The organism is Alkalicoccobacillus murimartini, from assembly GCF_030813245.1.
Classification (GTDB): domain Bacteria; phylum Bacillota; class Bacilli; order Bacillales; family Bacillaceae_D; genus Alkalicoccobacillus; species Alkalicoccobacillus murimartini.
In genome coordinates, this window is sequence record NZ_JAUSUA010000001.1 from 46,742 (window position 1) to 66,841 (window position 20,100).

At 40.3% G+C, this 20,100-nt stretch carries 18 protein-coding genes; 13 read left to right on the forward strand and 5 right to left on the reverse strand.

The genetic code is table 11. The features are described 5' to 3' along the window. Positions 1-20: 20 nt before the first annotated feature. Together J2S05_RS00290 and J2S05_RS00295 are read left to right on the forward strand one after the other, a co-directional pair. On the forward strand, positions 21-1,043 hold the full coding sequence (locus J2S05_RS00290; protein ID WP_306978830.1) for a methionine ABC transporter ATP-binding protein: 1,023 nt from the start codon (positions 21-23) through the stop codon (positions 1,041-1,043). 64 nt (positions 1,044-1,107) lie between these two features. Beyond that, positions 1,108-1,707 (forward strand): methionine ABC transporter permease, encoded by a 600-nt coding sequence (locus J2S05_RS00295; protein ID WP_306981020.1) that lies wholly within the window; start codon positions 1,108-1,110, stop codon positions 1,705-1,707. 234 nt (positions 1,708-1,941) lie between these two features. Here the strand turns inward: J2S05_RS00295 and exaC are convergent, their stop codons facing one another. Then, positions 1,942-3,459: an acetaldehyde dehydrogenase ExaC gene (gene exaC / locus J2S05_RS00300; protein WP_306978832.1), complete on the reverse strand. Its 1,518-nt coding sequence runs from the start codon at positions 3,457-3,459 to the stop codon at positions 1,942-1,944. Positions 3,460-3,837: 378 nt separating this feature from the next. On the opposite strand from exaC, the gene J2S05_RS00305 reads away from it, so the two are divergent. From J2S05_RS00305 to manA, 4 genes are all read left to right on the forward strand, one after another. Beyond that, the gene (locus tag J2S05_RS00305; protein WP_306978834.1) at positions 3,838-5,037 is read left to right on the forward strand and encodes a GTP-binding protein; all 1,200 of its coding nucleotides are present in this window, start codon (positions 3,838-3,840) and stop codon (positions 5,035-5,037) included. 19 nt (positions 5,038-5,056) lie between these two features. After that, positions 5,057-5,326 (forward strand): 30S ribosomal protein S14, encoded by a 270-nt coding sequence (gene rpsN / locus J2S05_RS00310; RefSeq protein ID WP_306978836.1) that lies wholly within the window; start codon positions 5,057-5,059, stop codon positions 5,324-5,326. Between the two features lie 109 nt (positions 5,327-5,435). Then, a complete protein-coding gene (locus tag J2S05_RS00315; protein ID WP_306978837.1) occupies positions 5,436-6,305 on the forward strand; it encodes an SDR family oxidoreductase in 870 nt (289 codons plus the stop codon). A gap of 114 nt (positions 6,306-6,419) precedes the next feature. After that, positions 6,420-7,373, forward strand: coding sequence for a mannose-6-phosphate isomerase, class I (manA, locus tag J2S05_RS00320; RefSeq protein WP_306978839.1), 954 nt, complete (start codon positions 6,420-6,422; stop codon positions 7,371-7,373). A 41-nt stretch (positions 7,374-7,414) separates the two neighbouring features. Here the strand turns inward: manA and J2S05_RS00325 are convergent, their stop codons facing one another. Further along, a complete protein-coding gene (locus J2S05_RS00325; protein WP_306978841.1) occupies positions 7,415-8,629 on the reverse strand; it encodes a DUF418 domain-containing protein in 1,215 nt (404 codons plus the stop codon). A 177-nt stretch (positions 8,630-8,806) separates the two neighbouring features. Between J2S05_RS00325 and nfsA the strand changes: the two genes are divergently transcribed. From nfsA to J2S05_RS00345, 4 genes are read left to right on the forward strand one after another with little or no spacing between them, the layout of a single operon-like run. Next, positions 8,807-9,550, forward strand: coding sequence for an oxygen-insensitive NADPH nitroreductase (gene nfsA / locus J2S05_RS00330; protein ID WP_306978843.1), 744 nt, complete (start codon positions 8,807-8,809; stop codon positions 9,548-9,550). A gap of 45 nt (positions 9,551-9,595) precedes the next feature. Further along, the gene (locus J2S05_RS00335; RefSeq protein WP_306978845.1) at positions 9,596-10,765 is read left to right on the forward strand and encodes a pyridoxal phosphate-dependent aminotransferase; all 1,170 of its coding nucleotides are present in this window, start codon (positions 9,596-9,598) and stop codon (positions 10,763-10,765) included. A gap of 51 nt (positions 10,766-10,816) precedes the next feature. Continuing rightward, entirely contained in the window at positions 10,817-11,437 is a 621-nt protein-coding gene (locus J2S05_RS00340) for a fumarylacetoacetate hydrolase family protein (RefSeq protein WP_306981022.1), read from the forward strand. A gap of 20 nt (positions 11,438-11,457) precedes the next feature. Beyond that, a complete protein-coding gene (locus J2S05_RS00345; RefSeq protein WP_306978846.1) occupies positions 11,458-12,186 on the forward strand; it encodes a glycerophosphodiester phosphodiesterase family protein in 729 nt (242 codons plus the stop codon). On the opposite strand, the gene glgP is transcribed toward J2S05_RS00345, so the two are convergent. Genes glgP through J2S05_RS00360 form a run of 3 tightly spaced genes read right to left on the reverse strand, consistent with a single transcriptional unit; the run spans position 12,175 to position 17,172 of the window. Next, positions 12,175-14,556: a glycogen/starch/alpha-glucan family phosphorylase gene (gene glgP / locus J2S05_RS00350; protein ID WP_306978848.1), complete on the reverse strand. Its 2,382-nt coding sequence runs from the start codon at positions 14,554-14,556 to the stop codon at positions 12,175-12,177. The genes J2S05_RS00345 and glgP overlap by 12 nt on opposite strands. After that, entirely contained in the window at positions 14,483-16,003 is a 1,521-nt protein-coding gene (locus J2S05_RS00355; protein ID WP_306978849.1) for a glycogen synthase, read from the reverse strand. Before J2S05_RS00355 ends, glgP begins: the two co-directional genes overlap by 74 nt. Before the next feature lie 14 nt (positions 16,004-16,017). Further along, positions 16,018-17,172 (reverse strand): sugar phosphate nucleotidyltransferase, encoded by a 1,155-nt coding sequence (locus tag J2S05_RS00360; protein ID WP_306978850.1) that lies wholly within the window; start codon positions 17,170-17,172, stop codon positions 16,018-16,020. 239 nt (positions 17,173-17,411) lie between these two features. Between J2S05_RS00360 and J2S05_RS00365 the strand changes: the two genes are divergently transcribed. The 3 genes from J2S05_RS00365 (at position 17,412) to J2S05_RS00375 (ending at position 20,084) form a co-directional block, all read left to right on the forward strand. Then, on the forward strand, positions 17,412-17,888 hold the full coding sequence (locus J2S05_RS00365) for a chemotaxis protein CheX (RefSeq protein WP_306978852.1): 477 nt from the start codon (positions 17,412-17,414) through the stop codon (positions 17,886-17,888). 139 nt (positions 17,889-18,027) lie between these two features. After that, positions 18,028-19,533, forward strand: coding sequence for a bifunctional GNAT family N-acetyltransferase/carbon-nitrogen hydrolase family protein (locus tag J2S05_RS00370; RefSeq protein ID WP_306981024.1), 1,506 nt, complete (start codon positions 18,028-18,030; stop codon positions 19,531-19,533). A 41-nt stretch (positions 19,534-19,574) separates the two neighbouring features. Continuing rightward, complete coding sequence (locus tag J2S05_RS00375) at positions 19,575-20,084, forward strand: hypothetical protein (protein ID WP_306978854.1); 510 nt, start codon at positions 19,575-19,577, stop codon at positions 20,082-20,084. Positions 20,085-20,100 lie beyond the last annotated feature (16 nt).

Sequence of the window (20,100 nt, forward strand, 5' to 3'; positions counted from 1 at the left end):
GTTAGGAGAGGAACGACATAATGATTGAGATAAAGTCAGTATCTAAAACATTCAATTCAAAAAAAGGAAAAGTTGAAGCGTTAAAGGATGTCTCCTTAACCGTAAAAAAAGGTGAAATTTTTGGTGTAGTTGGCTATAGTGGAGCTGGGAAAAGTACCCTTATTCGGGCTGTAAACCAATTAGAGCAGGTCGATAAAGGAAATGTAATCATCGATGGATCTGATCTAACAAAAATGAGCAGAACAGAGTTGCGGTCTGCGCGCAAAGGCATTGGGATGATTTTTCAAGGGTTTAACCTATTAAGAACAGCAACTGTGTATCAAAATATCGCCATCCCACTTAAACTAGCAGGAGTTCCCTCTGAAGAAATTGATGAACGTGTGAAACGATATTTACAGATCGTAGGTCTAGAAGGAAAACATGATTCATTTCCGGCACAGCTCTCTGGTGGTCAAAAACAGCGTGTGGCCATTGCAAGAGCTCTTTCTCATGAGCCGGATGTCTTGTTAAGTGATGAGGCAACAAGCGCATTAGATCCAGAAACAACGGAATCGATTTTAAATCTTTTATTAAAAATTAATCGTGAATTTGGAATTACCATCTTGTTAATCACGCATGAGATGCATGTTATCCAAAAGATTTGTGATCAGGTCGCTGTTATGGAAAATGGAGAAATTATTGAACAGGGTAAAGTCGTTGAGTTATTCTCTAATGCCAAGCAGCAAACGACAAAGAAGTTTATCAATAGCTTGTTCCCTGACGATATTCCAGGAGAACTCATTCAATCCTTAAGTCAAACAGGTCCGATTGTTAGCCTTTCATTTGTTGGGCATTCGACGGGGAAACCTGCTCTATCTCTAGCATCGAAGCAGTTTGATGTTCATTCCAACATCCTTTCGGGAAACATTGTACAGTTAAAGGATGAACCATACGGACGTTTAGTCACACATTTGCAGGGATCAGATGAAGAAACAAGCAAAACCATCGAATTCTTGCGTGCAGAAGGGGTACGTGTTGAGGAGGTAAGTAACCGTGAACTTTGATATAGGAACATTTCTAAGCACGAGAGGACCTGCTATTTGGGATGCAACGCAGCAAACATTTGTGATGGTTAGCATTTCCTTTGTAGTGGCATTATTAATTGGTTTACCACTTAGTATTATTTTGGTCTTAACTAGACCAGGTCAACCTGGTGAAAATCGATTTGTTTACCAAACGTTTAATGCCATTATTAATATCTTTAGGTCTCTTCCTTTTATTATCTTGTTGTTTTTTATTCTACCATTTACAAGGTTTGTTATGGGCACAACAATTGGAGTTCAAGGGGTAATCGTTCCACTCGTTGTATATACAGCTCCTTATATTGCGAGGCTAATGGAATCGGCTTTACTTGAAGTGGACAAAGGTGTGCTGGAAGCTTATGAAGCCATGGGTTTTAAACGGTATCAGATCATCTGGCATGTCATGGTACGAGAAGCGAGACCGTCAATTATTCTTGGCATGACCATTGCGATGATTGGATTAATAGGAGCAACAGCAATGGCCGGCCTAGTCGGAGCAGGTGGACTTGGTGACCTTGCCTATCGTTTCGGACATCTCCGCTATGAAGTAGATGTAATGTACGTTACCGTCATCTTATTAATTATTATCGTTCAAGGTGTCCAGTCCATTGGAAACCGTTGGGCTGCAAGAGTGAAAAAGGATTAGTGAGAACAACAAAAAGACAACTTCATTAGAAGTTGTCTTTTTGTATTAGGTTTCAATGCTGAATAAAACGCACAGCTACAGAAATGAGTAAGTAACTCAACTCTGCTTACCGATTAGCTTACCAGCCAGCCCGCGGGTGCGGAGTGTATGTCCGGAGCGGCAGCCTCACTCTCGTATTTGGGTTTCATGAAAATAAAACAATTCTGTTCCAGGCACACTGTTTAATAGGGTTGCTTAGAAGAAACCTTGCGCATCTTCACTATAGCTGACCAGTAGATTCTTGGTTTGCTGATAGTGATTCAACATCATTTTATGGTTCTCACGTCCAATACCAGACTGTTTGTAGCCTCCGAAGGCTGCATGTGCCGGGTATACATGATAACAATTTGTCCATACTCGTCCAGCTTGGATTTCACGTCCGAATTTGTAGGCTGTATTAATGTTTCGAGACCAAATACCAGCACCTAGCCCGTACAGTGTATCGTTTGCAATGGCTAATGCTTCATTGTCATCCTTAAACGTTGTGACTGATAGGACAGGGCCAAAGATTTCTTCTTGGAAAATACGCATCTCGTTTGTTCCTTTAAAGATTGTTGGCTCAATATAAAACCCGTTATCCATTCCATCAACTTTACGTGTCCCACCACCAATTAAGCATTCAGCACCTTCTTGTTTTCCTATTTCAAGATAGGAAGTGATCTTCTCATGCTGTTCTTGAGAAGCCTGAGCACCAATCATTGTGTTCGGATCCAATGGATTTCCAGACGTGATTTCCTTCACTCGTTTTAATGCTCGCTCGATAAATTCATCGTAGATCGATTCATGTATTAGTGTCCGAGAAGGGCATGTACACACTTCACCTTGGTTTAATGCAAACATTACAAACCCTTCAATGGCTTTATCAAGGAAGGCATCATCTTTGTCCATAACATCTTTAAAGAAGATATTTGGTGATTTTCCACCAAGCTCTAGTGTGACCGGAATCAGGTTTTCTGTTGCGTATTGCATAATTAACTTACCTGTAGATGTCTCGCCCGTAAATGCAATTTTTGCAATTCGTTTGTTGGAGGCGAGAGGTTTCCCAGCTTCTTCTCCAAATCCATTTACAATATTCACAACACCAGCGGGTAGTAAGTCTTCGATGAGTTCGATCAGGACGAGGATAGAAGCTGGCGTTTGTTCAGCAGGTTTTAAAACAACGCAGTTTCCAGCCGCTAAAGCAGGAGCAAGCTTCCACACCGCCATTAATATAGGGAAATTCCATGGAATTATTTGACCAACTACACCTAGTGGCTCATGGAAATGGTAGGCAACCGTCTGCTCATCAATTTGGCTAAGCGTACCTTCCTGAGCACGAATGACCCCAGCAAAATAACGAAAGTGATCAACGGCAAGAGGAATATCTGCATTTAATGTTTCACGAACAGCCTTTCCATTATCCCATGTTTCAGCTACTGCTAATGTCTCTAGGTTTTCTTCAATTCGATCGGCAATCTTGTTAAGCAAAATGGCTCGCTCAGTCGGAGTGGTTTTTCCCCAACTACCTTTCGCATCATGAGCTGCGTCCAGTGCCAATTCAATATCTTTAGAGGAAGATCGGGCAATCTCACAAAAAACGTCTCCAGTTACTGGTGTTACATTTTCAAAATAACGACCATCCACAGGGGCTGTCCATTTCCCACCAATAAAATTGTCATAGCGTTCCTTAAACGTGACCACTGAATCGGTTGTTCCAGGTTGCTGATACACCATGAAAATCCCTCCAAAATAAGTATTTTTAGAATCCCTTTTATTGTATACCCTAGAGAGAATATATGTAAGCGCTTTATTTGTATTGTTTAAGTGATTAGGAAAAGAAATGGTTAAATGGTGGGTGAGGTGGGTGGAAATCAGTGAAGAGAGCAGGAAATCTGTAGAGAGTAGTCGGTATCAGTAAAGAGAAGTAGAAATCAGTAAAGAGAGCTGCATATCAGCAAAGAGCCACAGAAATCAGTAAAGCCAGCGTGTCCCAGAAAAGCACAAAATACGTCTCAAATTTATAAATCGTAATAATTACGCTTTACAACCTCTCAATCTAGATGTATAATTCGTAATAATTACGATTTACATAAAGTAGAGGAGGAAACAAATGTGTCGACGATACCAGTTACAGTGTTAAGTGGGTATTTGGGTGCGGGGAAAACAACGTTGCTTAATCATGTGTTGTCTAATAGAGAGGGCCTGCGGGTTGCCGTTATAGTAAATGACATGAGTGAAATTAATGTGGATGCAGATCTCATTGAGCAGGGGGGATTTAATCGTACGGAAGAAAAGTTGGTGGAGATGTCTAATGGGTGTATTTGCTGCACGCTGAGGGAGGATCTTTTAATAGAGGTAGAGAGGTTAGCCAAGCAAGGAAATATTGATTATATCCTCATTGAGTCGACGGGAATCTCAGAACCCGTACCTGTGGCTCAGACGTTCTCATACATTGATGAGGAAACAGGGATTAATCATGGGGAGTATTGTCATCTCGATACGATGGTGACAGTCGTGGATGCCAATCGATTTTGGCATGATTTTAATTCTGGAGAGACGCTGCTTGATCGTAAGCAAGCATTAAGTGAGGAAGATGATCGTGATATTGTTGATCTTTTAATTGATCAGATTGAATTTTGTGATGTGCTCATTTTGAATAAGGTTGACATGCTTGAGGAAGAGCATTTAAAGCTATTAAAAGGAGTAGTGAAAAAGCTTCAGCCAGAGGCGAAATTAATTGAAACAAATCACAGTATTGTAGATCCAAAAGATATTCTGAATACAGGATTATTTAATTTTGAGTCGGCAAGTACGGAGGCTGGCTGGATAAAAGAGCTTGAGGCAGAGGAGCATACACCAGAAACAGAGGAATATGGGATTAACTCTTTTGTCTATAAGAGGCGCAGACCTTTTCATTCGGAGCGCTTTGAGAAATGGTCAGATTACTTCCCGAAAGAAGTGGTTCGTGCGAAAGGAACCGTCTGGTGTGCGACTCGAAATGATTTAGTATTAATGCTTTCTCAAGCAGGTCCATCTGCAACGCTGGAGCCTGTTGCTTATTGGGTTGCCTCCTTGCCTAAGGCTGAGCAGGTTTATTATAAGCAAATGAACCCAGATACACTCTCAGATTGGGACGCGGTATGGGGCGATCGAAAAACAGAGGTTGTCTTTATTGGGATCGGCTTAGATCAAGAGATGATTAGTCGAGAGCTTGATTACTGTCTTTTGACAGATGATGAAATGAAAGCGGATTGGTCTCAATTCAGAGATCCATATCCGTGGCAAGTGACTCGTAGTGAGCAAACAACTTAACTAACTGGAGGAAACAAATATGGCTAAAAAATCTAAAATCGCAAAAGAACGCAAACGGCAAGAACTAGTTAAAAAGTATGCTGTTCTTCGAAAGGAATTAAAGGAAAAAGGAGATTATGTTGCACTTAGAAAGTTACCTCGTGACTCTTCCCCTACAAGATTAACTACTCGTTGCGAGGTGACAGGCAGACCTCGTGGAGTTCTAAAGAAGTTTAAATTATCAAGAATTAAATTCCGTGAGATGGCACATAAAGGGCAAATTCCGGGAGTGAAAAAAGCAAGTTGGTAATAGAGTTGGCAGAAGTTGGTTCAATCCTTCTTCTGCTTTTTTACGTTTAAAAAATGAATGTACGTGGGTAAACAAGATAATAGAGTATCAATATTGGAGGCGGATAATCATGGATTTACACAATCATTTAACGAATGGAATTCCAAAACAAAGACAAGAAAAGCAACCTGGTGATGAGCACGTCATGGATCCTTTACCGATTTTTGAAGATGATCAGTACAAAGGGTCCGATAAATTAAAGGGAAAAGTCGCTCTAATCACAGGTGGAGATTCAGGTATTGGACGAGCGGTGGCTGTAGGATACGCGAAGGAAGGGGCACATATTGCGATTGTCTACCTCGATGAGCATGAGGATGCTGAGGCTACGAAGCAGCGTGTTGAAAAAGAAGGGGTAAGCTGTATTACAATTTCAGGTGACGTAGCCGATGAAACATTTTGTAAAGAAGCGGTTGAGCGGACGGTAACAGAGCTTGATGGGTTAGATATCCTTGTAAATAATGCGGCTGAACAACATCCTGTGGATAGTTTAAAAGAGATCTCAGCTGAACAGCTTCATCGCACGTTTGCGACTAATTTTTACTCGTATGTGTATTTTACAAAGGCAGCGCTAGATTATTTGAAGCCAGGTAGTAGTATTATTAACACCTCTTCAATTAATCCGTATCGCGGAAACCCTTCTTTAATTGATTATACGAGTACAAAAGGGGCGGTTAATGCATTTACTCGCTCGATGTCTCAATCCCTCGTTCAAGAGGGAATCCGTGTAAATGGCGTTGCACCAGGTCCAATCTGGACACCACTTATTCCAGCATCCTTTTCTGAAGAGAAAGTTTCTGAGTTTGGCCAGAATAATGCAATGGGACGGCCAGGACAACCAGTTGAACACGTTGGAGTCTATGTATTGCTAGCATCAAATGACTCTTCCTATATGACAGGTCAAACGATTCACATAAACGGTGGAGATTTCGTACACACATGATTCATACAAGCCTCAGTTTCTTTGATGAAACTGAGGTTTTTTTGAATAGTGCTTGCACTTTTTTTGACTTTCATGAATGATAAGATTGAGTATATTTGAAATGGAGGAACTTTTTTGTATAAACAACCTATTTTTTTAAAACCGGTTTTCAAAGAGCGAATTTGGGGAGGCACAAAGCTAAAGGATGTTTTTGATTACGATATTCCTTCGTCACAAACTGGGGAATGTTGGGGGATATCTGCTCATCCCAATGGACCATCGATCATTCGAAATGGACCACTTGAAGGAAAGACATTAATGGAAGCATGGGATCAAAACCGCGAATTGTTTGGTGGAGAAGAAGGAGACCGTTTTCCTCTGCTCATTAAAATTTTAGATGCGGATGCTGACTTATCTGTTCAAGTTCACCCTGACGATACATATGCTAAGGTGCATGAAAATGGTGAATTAGGAAAAACAGAATGTTGGTATGTGATTGACTGTGAGCCGGGAGCTGAATTAATTTATGGGCATACAGCTGATACCAAAGAGACACTCGCTAAAGCCATTGAAGACGGGGAATGGGACACATTACTAAAACGAGTGCCTATCCAAAAAGGTGATTTTTTCTATGTTCCAAGCGGCACGATTCATGCTTTGGGAAAAGGAACCCTTATCCTCGAGACGCAACAAAGCTCTGACACAACGTATCGAGTATATGACTTTGATCGTACGGATGATAACGGCAATAAAAGGGAGCTTCATGTTAAACCTTCTATCGAGGTAACGACAGTGCCGCATCGCGATTTTCCGACTACTCGTGTTTGTCAGGAAGTTGAAGGTCTGAAGAATACACAGCTTGTTGCAGAAACGTTTTTTAGCGTATATGAATGGAAGCTTTGCGGAACAGTCGAACGACCGGCACCAGAAAAGTATTTACTAGCAAGCGTATTAGAGGGATCGGGGAATATCGTTGTTGATGGTATTGCTCACCCTTTTGAAAAAGGTTCTCACTTTATTATTCCTGCTACGATTGGAACGTACTCTATATCAGGTGGAGCCACATTAATTGTGTCTCATACGCCATAATGCAAAAAACAGGAGCTCCTAAGCAGAGGCTCCTGTTTTTCTTATTTTTTAAGTTTAGGCAATTGCATGTAAGTCCCTGCACGCCAGATCCATTCAAGTGGACCCATTCTGAAGTATGAAAGCCAGACTTTACTTAAAATCAACTGGATAACAAACACTGCAACAGCAATCAAAGCACCTGCAAATATTCCAATCGAATCAAAGAGACCGAATCCATACTGATAAAATAGAGTCGTCATAATGAGTGATTGGAATAAGTAATTTGTAAATGCCATGCGACCAGCGTAAGCAAATGGCTGAAGCAGTTTCTTGCCACGTTCAGTGGTGACCGCTAAAACAAAGGCTGAAACAAAAAATGCCGTTAGAAATGGTCCTCCAACAAACGTTTGTAACTTGACTAGCTGCATACTTTCTGTGAATAAGGCAACGGGGATTTTTGTTAACAGAGCTATTCCGAGACCAATCCACATAATGACCTTCCATTTCTTCTTATGAGTCAGTGGGTCTTTAATCCAACCCTTTCTCATCACATAAGCACCAAGCAAAATGAGCCCAATCACACCTATAACTTGAGTGGAAACAAACAAGAAACTACCTATTGCACCAGGCATCACTGGATTCTCTGTCTGTCTAAACTCTACAACGTCAGCGTAAGAACCCTCTGCTAATACGTCTATTTCTTTTTCGCTATATCCAATCGAAGGATCTACAGCTCTAATCTCTTCTTCAGTCATGCCCTTTGTTGTTAGATCATAAAGTGAATCTGGCACTAGCGAGCAGGAGCCAAGTAGTCCAATCAGGATAAGTCCTGTAATAACAAGCCCTCTAGCTGGCATCATTAGACAGAAGAATAATAAAACAGAAGCTAATGCATAAGGAAGAAGAATATCACCATTCCATAAATAGATTGCATGCAAATAGCCAACAAGACCAAGGATTACAGTTCTACGCCAAAATACAGCGTTAAAGTTTAGGCCTTTTTCTAGCAGTCTATGTTTCTGAAGAGCCATTCCGTAACCAAATAAGAAAGAGAATAATGGATAAAAGCTAGCTTGCACAAAGATAAAAATTAAACTTTCCGTAAAACGATCGATGCCACCATTAGGGTAGGGGTTTGTGTTACTTGGATCATAGAGTAACCCAAATTGGAAATGAATGCTGTTAGCAAGAATAATACCAAGTAAAGCGAAGCCTCTTAACATATCCAGGCTAATGATTCGATCCTGTTCAAGTGTAGGTACGGAACGGTTGTTCACTTATTCAACTCCTTTAGTATGTATGACAAGTGTGGAAAGGTTTCGATCTTAGCTTTGTCGTGATAAAGTAGAAGATAGAATACATTCATTAATTAGTTTACACCAATTTCATCCATGTGTGTATAACAATAGGTAAGGGCAAGCATTATGATTTTTCCTTGAAGAGGTGGTAAAAACATGACAAATGAATTGATTCAAACGATGAGTGCTCATCGCTCTATTCGGAAGTTTACAGATCAAGAGATTAGCGATGCACAAGTGAGTCTGTTGACGGATGCAGCGAGATGGGCGCCAAGCTCTCATCATGTTCAAGCGTACAGTATCATTGTTATTCGTAACAAAGAAAAAAAAGAAACACTTTCTTCATTAACCGGAGGACAACGTTGGGTGGAAGAATGTCCAGTATTTTTAGTGATTTGTGCAGATTACCATCGCATTGGAGAAGCAAGCAAACGGCATGATCAACCTCTTGAAATAGGTGGAGCGGAACAGCTGCTTGTTGGTGCTGTGGATGCAGCCCTAGTTGCCCAAAATATATTGTTAGCTGCTGAGTCACTTGGACTTGGAGGAGTCATGATTGGTGGAATTAGGAATCAACCTGAAGAGGTGACGAAGCTACTTCACTTACCAGCCAATACGTTTCCAGTGATGGGGATGTGCCTAGGCTACCCAGACCAAGATATTGAGCAGAAACCTAGATTACCTAAAGAAGCGTCTGTGTTCTTTGAAACATATCAGAGTGCTTCTATACCTCAAGCATTGGAAGATTATAATGAAATCATGCAAACCTATTACGGATCTCGTCAAACGAATGCGAAACAACAAACATGGTCAGAGCAAATGGCAAGTTATATGGGAAAAGCAAATCGCCCCCATATGAATGACTATTTACGAAAACAAGGCTTTCTAACAAATTTATAATACGCGTTGATTTGATATAGATAGGTAAGAGATGAGGGATAAAGAGTGAAATTCAAACATAGCGAAGCTCTAGAGCGGTTACCAAAACAGTTTTTTGCTGAATTGGTTCGAAAAACAGTAGAACTAAAAAAATCGCATGATGATGTAATCAATCTAGGTCAAGGCAATCCAGATCAGCCCACACCTGCTCATATTATTGAGCAGTTAAAAGAAGCTTCAGCTAATCCGTTGTACCATAAATATGCTCCATTCAGCGGATATGGATTTTTAAAAGAAGCGGTAGCTGAATACTATAAGCGAGAATGTAATGTGGAGATCGATCCAGAAACAGAAGTAGCAATTCTCTCAGGAACAAAAACGGGTTTGGTTGAGGTTAGCCAATGTTTGTTGAATGCTGGTGATACAGCTCTTGTGCCTGATCCAGGGTATCCGGATTACTGGTCAGGTATTGCGTTGGCAGGTGCGCATATGCAAAGCATGCCTCTGCTTAAGGAAAATGGATTTCATCCAGACTTCTCAATCCTTTCAGATCATGTATTGAACCAAGCGAAATTAATGTTTCTTAATTACCCGAATAACCCAACTGGCGCAGTAGCTACTCCTGAATTATTCACAAGAACAGTTGAATTAGCCCAGAAGCATGAGATTTGTATTGTTCATGATTATGCGTATGGTGCAATTGGGTTTGATGGAGAAAGACCAAAAAGCTTTTTGGAGACACCCGGAGCAAAAGACGTAGGAATTGAGATGATGACTCTTTCCAAGACCTATAATATGGCAGGTTGGAGAGTTGGATTCGCGGTTGGTAATAGTAGTGTAATTGAGGCAATTAATCTGATTCAAGATCATTATTACTGCAGCCTTTTTGGCGGGGTACAGGAGGCGGCAGCCCATGCTTTAACTGCTGATCAATCATGTGTACATGAATTAGTGGCTACATATGAATCAAGACGAAATGTATTGGTAGAGGAAGCGGCACGAATCGGTTGGAATGTATCCGCTCCAGCCGGATCCTTTTTTGCTTGGTTTCCCGTACCAGAAGGATATACATCAGAAGCATTTGCGGACCTGCTTCTTTATAAGGCGAGAGTCGTTGTCGCACCAGGCAATGGTTTTGGAGAATACGGTGAGGGATTTGTCCGACTTGGTCTATTATGTGAAGAGGATGAGCTCAGAGACGCAATGAGTAGAATAGGGGACTTACACCTATTTTAAAGGAGTTAAGAGTCAAACGAACATAAGATAAAGGGGAGAAGAATTTTGAGTATACAAGACATTCAAAACATATTCTGTATTGGCCGTAATTACGCTCAGCATGCAAAGGAACTAGGTAATGAGATACCAAAGTCTCCGATTCTTTTCACGAAGCCAACCGGCGCTTTAACTTTGGCAGACGGACAAACCCTCACTTATCCTAGTGGTCAAGGGGAAATCCATCATGAGCTTGAAATCGTCCTGAAGGTGGGAAAAAAGACTGATTCACAATCCGTGAATGATCGTGTGGTTGAGATGGCTCTAGGCATTGACTTAACATTGCGTGACTTGCAATCAGAGCTCAAAAAGAAAGGTCATCCTTGGGAAAGAGCTAAAGGATTTCGTCACTCTGCCATTTTGACTCCTTTTTGGAGCTTCCCTGGTATGGAAGCAATCGAACAGACTAGCTTCTCATTACAAAAAAATGGAGAAACCATTCAAGAAGGTACTAGTTCTGAAATGCTGTTTAACTTTCAGCGAGTAATAGATGAATGTGAACAGGCATTTGGATTATCTGAAGGCGATATTATCTATACGGGAACTCCTGAGGGTGTTGGACCTATTGCGCAGGATGATTTCTTTTCACTGTATTGGGGGAAAGAAGAAAAGGGACGTTTTTATGTTTCCTTTTAAACCGTAATTAAGGAGGTATCATGTCACATACTCAGATCTTTGCACATAGAGGATTTTCGGGGAAATATCCTGAGAATACGATGACAGCCTTTAAGCAAGCAGAAAAAGCAGGGGCAGATGGTATTGAGCTAGATGTTCAGCTTACTAAGGATGCTATCCCTGTCATTATTCATGACCGAACTGTGAATCGAGTGACAACGGGTAAGGGAAGAGTTAGTTCTTATACTTTACAAGAGATTCAACAGTTAAAGATGAAAGACAATGAACATGAGAAAATCCCAACATTTGAAGAGTTCTTGGCCTGGACAAAAAATCACTCTCAGCTTTTAAATGTTGAGTTGAAGACAGAGTTAACGGACCGTTCTCATATAAAAGAATTGATCTTGCCACTATTAAATAAATATGGAGTGGAAGAGCGTACCATATTATCTTCGTTTGATCATAAGGCTCTCTATTTGGCGAAACAAGAAAAACCGCATGTTGAAGCGGCTGCTCTCGTTCACCAAGCGATGGTTAACCCAGAAGATTATCTTCGTATGTTAGAAGTAGAGGGCATTCACTTTAAGTCTTCAAGTTTACTAATGCACGAAGCACAAGCATTGCAGGAAAATGGCTTCGCAATTCGTCCATATACTGTGAATACTGTAGATATGATGAGGCAGTTTTTTTCATGGGGATGTGAAGGGATCTTCACTGATTTTCCTGATTTGGCCTTAGACGTCCGCGATCGAAGGATATCAGGGTACTAAGCCCCATATGTCCGTCGCATATTCGGATATTGTTCGATCACTAGAGAAGTAACCGGAATGCGCAATATTAATAAGACATTTTTTTTGCCAGGTTTGTGAATCAAGAAATTGATTCTGAACCTGGTTTTGTACGTTAACGTAACTACCAAAATCCTTTAGTAGGAAGTATTCATCCCCTTTAAACAACAACGAATAATAGATATCCTGAAAGGCAACGGTGTCACCTGTAATGGATCCATCTACTAACCTTTGTAAAACCTTCTGCAATCGTAGGTCTTGATTATAAATTTCCCTTGGTGAATACTGCCCGTTTCTTTCATATGCTAATACTTCTTCTGCCCGAATTCCAAATTCAAAAAAGTGTTCTGTAGTGATTAATTCAGTCATCTCTATGTTTGCTCCATCCATTGTTCCGATGGTAAGAGCGCCATTCATCATCATTTTCATGTTTCCAGTTCCTGATGCTTCTTTTGAGGCGGTTGAAATTTGTTCACTAATATCAGCAGCTGGTATAATCCATTCAGCTTGTGACACATTGTAATTAGGTAGAAATAGAACATTGAGTTTGCCCTTTGCGAGTGGATCTTGATTGATTTGCTCAGCTACTGAGGAAATCAAAGAGATGATTCGTTTCGCATACAGGTAACCAGGTGCTGCTTTTGCTCCAAAGATAAACGTTCGAGGGACCTTGATTGCTTCTGGCTTTTCATGGCATACATCCCAAAGGTACAAGATATGCAGAAGGTTTAGTAGCTGTCGCTTGTATCCGTGAAGTCGTTTAATCTGAACATCAAATAAGGATTCAACGAAAATATCATGACCAGTTTCAGCTTTGATTTTGTCTACAAGTCTTATTTTATTAGCATGTTTGATAGCTGAGAGTTGTAAGAGAACGTCAGGATCATTTGTAAATTTGAGCAAATCCTTTAATGCTTGAGGGTCAGTTTTCCATTGGTCGCCAATTAACTCTGAGATAAAACGTGCAAGAAGTGGATTGGCATTCATCAACCATTGCCTATGGCTAATACCGTTTGTTTTGTTTGTAAATCGATTAGGAAAATGAGTAGAAAACGATTTCATTAATTGATTTTTTAAGATAGAAGAGTGAAGCTTTGCCACACCGTTTACTGTATGACTTCCAACAACAGCAAGGCGGGCCATATGAATATTCTCCTGATAGATAATCGAAAGGTCCGCGAACGACTCCCAATCCTCTAACCCCTTATATTCTACTTCTAGACAAAAGCGACGATTTATTTCTTCGATAATTAAAAAGATTCGAGGTAGTTGTTCTTTTACTAAAAATACAGGCCATTTTTCTAACGCTTCATCTAGTAACGTATGATTGGTATATGAGATTACTGAGGTTGTTAGGTTCCACGCCTCTTCCCAACCTAACTTATAATTATCAACTAATACTCTCATTAATTCAGGGATAATTAATGCAGGGTGAGTGTCATTAATTTGAATAGAGAGTTTATCTGGTAAATCAAAGATCTGATGGTCATCAGACTTAAAAAAAGAAGTCAAAATTCGTTGTAGGCCTGCGGAAACTAGAAAATACTGTTGTCTAAGCCGTAGCACTTTCCCTTCATAATGGGAATCATCGGGATAAAGAAATTCTGTAATTTCTTCAGCTTTTCGTTTTACTTTTGCATAGGCTTCAAATTCAACGGGTTGTTGCCCAGGTATTGACTCCGCTTGCCAAACCGTTAAGTAATTAACGCGCTGATTATGATAACCCAAAATTGGAATCTGGTAAGGAATGGCTTTAATCCGTTCAGGACCAATTACATCAAATGTGAGACGGTTGTCTTTGTAGCCAGAAACCAACCGACCACCAAATTGGATTGTGACGGCTTCTTCTGAATAGATCTCTTCCCATGGGTACCCATCTTCGCCAATCCACTTATCTGGCAATTCGACTTGTTTACTGTTTGAGATTTTTTGTTCAAATAGCCCATATTGATAGCGAAGTCCCATACCATGACCTGCAAAGTCGAGGGCAGCGAGGGAGTCCAAGAAACAAGAAGCTAATCGTCCTAACCCCCCATTACCAAGAGCTGCATCTAACTCGCTTTGGAAGATTAGGTCAGGATTATAGTGGTGGGCTCTCAAAATTTCTTTGCAAGACTCAAGTAGATCAAGATTCAGAAGGTTCGTTTCAATAAAACGCCCTGGAAGAAATTCCATAGAAAAATAGTAGACTTGCTTTTGGCTCGTATCAGGTTTTGCATCACGTGTGTGCGGCAACAGCTGATCTTTTATAAGAGAGGTGAGTAAGACGAGGACCTCATCATGCTGAAGAGGCCCTGCATGAAGTAATTTCTTTGACAATGTTTCTTTGAACACCTTCTGATTGATCAGCACGTTGATTCCACACTCCTTTTCGTTCGCGAAGCCCATCATAAATGATGTGATAGAGTTTAGCAGAGTTTTTCCAACTAAGTTCAGTGGCTGCACCATTAGTCAGCAATTTGTTCCATTGGGTCTTGTTGTGGAAAATAGAAATCGCTCGTATGATCGTTAATCTGAGGTCACCTGATGACATCGTGTGAAACGTGAACCCATTACCTGTTCCTGTATGTGGATGGAAGGGTTGAATGGTATCCTTTAATCCTCCTGTTGCTCTAACCACGGGAACACAACCATAACGAAGAGAAATCAACTGACTTAATCCACACGGTTCAAATAAAGATGGCATAAGCAGCATGTCTGCTCCAGCATATATTCGTCTCGCTTTGGCTTCGTCAAATCCATGAAAAAAAGATAATTTTTTTGGGAAACGATGTTCCAGAGAGAATAATGCTTGTTCTAACTCATGTGAGCCACTCCCTAGCACAATGACTTGAATACGCTCATGATCAAGGAGTTTATTTAATGTTTCTATTAGTAAGGCAATACCTTTCTCAGGTACGAGTCTTGATACCACGGCAAATAATGGTGTCGAGATCGACATGGATAGGCCTGCTTCTACTTGAAGGCTTCGTTTGTTAATATCCGATGCTAGGGACCTGCTACTGTATGGGGCAATTAGCTCCTTATCTTGAGCAGGGTTGTAATCAATTAAATCAATTCCGTTCACGATCCCAGTTAAGTCTGCAGAGCGTTGCCTAAGTAAGCTATCGAGCTTATAACCAAACTCAGGCTGTTGAATTTCATTTGAATAAGACGGGCTAACTGTAGTAATGCGATCTGCTTCAGCAATACCTGCTTTTAGATAGTTTACGTGATCGTCCATCTCTATAATCGGGTAAGCCTGATCATCAAAGTGCAGCAGTTCTTTAAACACAGAAGGAGGGAACTGTCCTTGATACGCTAGATTATGAATAGTTACAACTGTTTTGATTTGACTGTCCCATGATTTTGCACGTATATAGGCAGGAATAAGACTGGTCTGCCAGTCGTGACAGTGAATAATCGAAGGCTTTTGTTTCATGTGTTGAACCCACTCTAAAATGGCATGGCAAAAAAAAGCATATCGTTCACCGTCATCATGATCACCATAAAGAGAAGGTCGATTAAAATAATAATCGTTTTCTAGAAATAAATAACGAACCTTCTGATGCGTTAATTCATATACTTGGCAGGTTTGCTGACGCCATTTTACCCAGACAGAAAGAGAGTGAATCCAGTTCAGCTGCTGAATCCATTCTTCTGAAAGGTTTCTATGCTTAGGCAGAATCACGGTAACGGCTCCCTCTGGCATATCTAAAGCCTGTGGTAAAGAACCGATTACATCTGCCAATCCTCCTGTTTTAAAAAAAGGGGTACATTCTGTGGCAACGTGGATGATATCTGTTTGTTTGTCAGGCATGTAACATGCTCCTTTTAAACAAAATTTCTTTTGTTAGATTCAAGTGTGAGTTGGTTTGTCGCGGCTGTTCGTTTGCTTTTGAAGCGTATACTGGAGAGCTCATGTTGAATATCAGCTTGTGTGATCAGCATAATGTCATCGTCTGAGCCGAACGAGAAGTTATCTGGAACATATGTGTTCTCCGCAACAATTACTTTGTGTAAGGTTACATTCTTTCCTATATACGAACCGGGTAGAATAACTGATTGTTTGATAACAGATCCTTCCGAGATGGTTGCAGATGGAGAGACGACAGATTGACATACCTTTTGATGCAGTGGGACAGAGCTTGATTGAACGGAAAAAGCTAATCCGTGTGGAGGGTCAGATGCAAACAGTGGCCACTTCTGATTTTCTTCAAAAGGTGTATACGTATTAGCTAGGTCCATTTGCGTTTGCCAATAAGATTGTATAGTCCCAACATCACGCCAATAATGCTCGTATGGAAAGGCGAATAATTTTTCTTGGTGTTTAAGCATAGTGGGCAAAATATCTTTGCCGAAATCATGCGCAGAGCTGGAATCATCAGCATCAGCAAGCAAGTGTTTCTTTAATGTCTGCCATTTAAATAAGTAAATGCCCATTGAGGCGTTATTGCTTGTAGGATTAACAGGTTTCTCTTGAAACTCAAGAATGGCATCATGTGGATTAACATGAAGGATCCCGTAACGACTAGCCTCCTTAAAGGGAACTTGTATGGATGCAACAGTTACGTCAGCATCTTTTTCGAGATGAAATGCCATCATTTTTTCATAGTCCATCTGATAGATATGGTCACCTGAAAGAACTAGCACATGACTTGGTTGAAATGATTCTGCGTATTCTAAGTTCTTGTAAACAGCATCTGCCGTTCCTGAGTATAAAGAATCAGTCGAAGGAAGCAGGTCGATGTTCATTCCCCAAGAATCATTGTTTTGCAAATGGCTGTGGAGGGTTTCGGGCTTATACTGCGTCAAAACTCCGACATGTTGAATGCCTGAACGAGAGCAATTACTTAGTGTAAAATCAATAATTCGAAACTTTCCACCAAACGAAACAGCTGGTTTGGCCTCTTCTTTTGTTAGGGCTCCTAATCTGGTACCTGCACCTCCTGCTAAAACCAAAGCTAAACAATTCATCACAGAGTTCACGTAATTCCCCCTTCTTTCTAGGACGATGTTAGAAGTTAGTCGATATGTATTGATACGTATGAGAGTGTAAGCGTTTTCTATTCCTTCTTCAGAAAGGTTTTTAAAAAAAATCCGATATCAAACGGAGTTTCTCTTTATTATTCATCAAGTACAGTCGATATATAGGTAACTAGAGAAATAGAATAATGTCGAATGATGACGAATGAATTTAGAAATTAAGAGCAGGGGGATAATATAATATGGACGCTAGATATGTAAATGCAATTGTGAGAGCAACAAAAGGTATATTAACGAATCACCTGGGAGCAGAAGTGAATTTTCTTCTACCAAAGTTAGGAGAAGGCAGTGTAACAAGTAATGATATCTCGGTTATCCTAGGCGTGAAGGGTGAGCTAGCTGGGCAAATTATTTGTAGCTTTGATAAAAATACAGCTAAAAATATTGTAAGCACAATGATGGGTGGCATGCCTATTGAAGAATTAGATGAGATGGGTTGGAGCGCTGTTCGGGAATTCGGTAATTGGATTGCAGGTTCCACCGCAACGGAATTATCATTGGAGAACTGTATCATCGATGTCACACCACCTGTTACAAATGAAGGTCTTTCTATTTTTCACTCTTCAGAGAAGTACTTGACGTTATCGCTAGAAAGTTCACTTGGCCTTGTTCAGATTCATTTATCTTTTCAAGCTGTTGAAGAGAAGATCCGTTCTTAATTGAACGGATTTTTTTCATTTAGATGAAAATACTATTCAAACGATCTAAAAAGAGGTACACTACCTATCGTAATCGGTGAATGAATGAAAGGAGTGAACGAGATTGAAAGAGATTGATGTTTCCAAGTTTGAAAAGAAGATGATTATTCGAAACATTGAAGCAAGAGACTTCGATGATATTATAGAAATGTCTAAAGTTTGTTTTAAAAATATGGAGCCTTGGCAGCTTGATCAGCTACGTAGCCATATTGAGATCTTTCCTGAGGGACAATTTTGTGTAGAGTATGACGGAGAGATTATTGGGTCTTGTTCAAGCTTAATTATTAACTTTGATGAATATGACGATCAACATACATGGGATGAAATTACGGATAAAGGATATATCACGAATCATGACTCTGAAGGGTATAACCTGTATGGGATTGAAGTAATGGTTCACCCAAGCTTTAGAAGAATGAAAATTGGACGCAGATTGTATGAAGCACGTAAGGATTTAGCAAGAGAGCTAAACTTGAAGAGTATTATTATTGGAGGACGCATTCCGAACTATTCAAAACATGCGAGTGAATTAACACCAAGACAGTATGTAGAAGAAGTGACGATGCATAATCTTTATGATCCTGTGTTGACGTTCCAAGTTGTTAATGGCTTTACATTAAAGCGAGTGAACTCTAACTACCTAGATGATGATAAGGCATCCATGCGATATGCAACGTTAATGGAATGGAACAATATTGATTATCGTCCAACGATACCAAAGCGTAAGTTTAAGACGTCCTTCCCAGTTAGAATTACGACCATTCAATATGAGATGAAGAAAATATCCTCCTTTGAAGACTTTGCGGTGCAATGTGAATACTACACGGATGTAGCGGCAGGGTTTAATTCAGACTTTGCCATCTTCCCTGAAATTTTCACACTTCAGCTCTTATCTTTTCTACCAGAGAAAAGTCCAAGTAGAGCCATTAGAAGGCTGACAGAGTTCACTGAGGATTATATTGAGCTGTTCACGACTCTTGCTGTACGATATAACATCAATATTGTGGGTGGATCTCATTTTGTTGAAGAAGAAGGAAAAATCTTTAATATTGCGTATTTGTTCCGTCGTGATGGAACCATTGAGAAGCAATATAAAATACATGTAACACCAAACGAGCGTCTTTTCTGGGGAATCTCAGGTGGAGATGAAGTAAAGGTATTTGATACAGACTGTGGCAAAATTGCGATTCAAGTTTGTTATGATATTGAGTTTCCTGAACTTGCACGTATTGCTGTGGATAAAGGAGCCAATATTATTTTCACTCCTTTCTGTACAGATGACCGTCAAGGCTATCTACGAGTTAGATATTGTTCTCAGGCAAGAGCGATTGAGAATCAGGTGTACACCGTTATCTCAGGAACAGTAGGTAATCTTCCTGACGTTGAGAACATGGACATCCAGTACGCACAATCAGGAATCTTTAGTCCTTCCGACTTCACGTTCCCTCGAGATGGCATTGTTGGGGAATGTAATCCTAATATTGAAACGGTGGTAGTAGGGGATGTTGATTTAGAGATCCTACGTAGACATAGACGCTCTGGTAGCGTGAACCAGCTGCGTGACCGTCGTCATGATGTTTATCACATTTCGTATAAACAACCTTAATAACTCATTAGAAGAAGTACCTTTCATAGGTGCTTCTTTTTTTGTTGTTTGTATCCCATGTTGAGTGGCCAAACTATAACAAAAAGGAAGTAGAGGAGAATACGATGCTTGAGAAAAAGCAAAATCATGAATATATCCAAGTATGCGTTCTTTTTGGTTTACTGATTTTCATTACGTTCCTAGGATGGATTGGTCCTTTCTTAGAATCGAGTCAGGAAGACTGGCAGATTCATGAGGTGCATGTAGCAGAAGGATACCGCCCCTATCTAACAGAGAATGTACAGGTATTTATAGAAAATTCAGAAGGAATCCCTGTACTGGATGGAAATGTATCACTTGAAGCTCGTCATGTGCAGTCGGGTACGTCTATTAAAAAGTGGATGCATCATTTGGATGAGGGGTTATATGAGGCAGAATGTTTGTTCACAGAATCAGGAACATGGCAGGTCAATGTGAAGGTGAGAAGCAACCGTCATAGCCAAACGTTTCGTTATACGTTAACCGTTCAACAAGGTGCTTCAACTATAGATCCTAAAGATCTAAGAAAATAGAATGAAAAGCAAGATT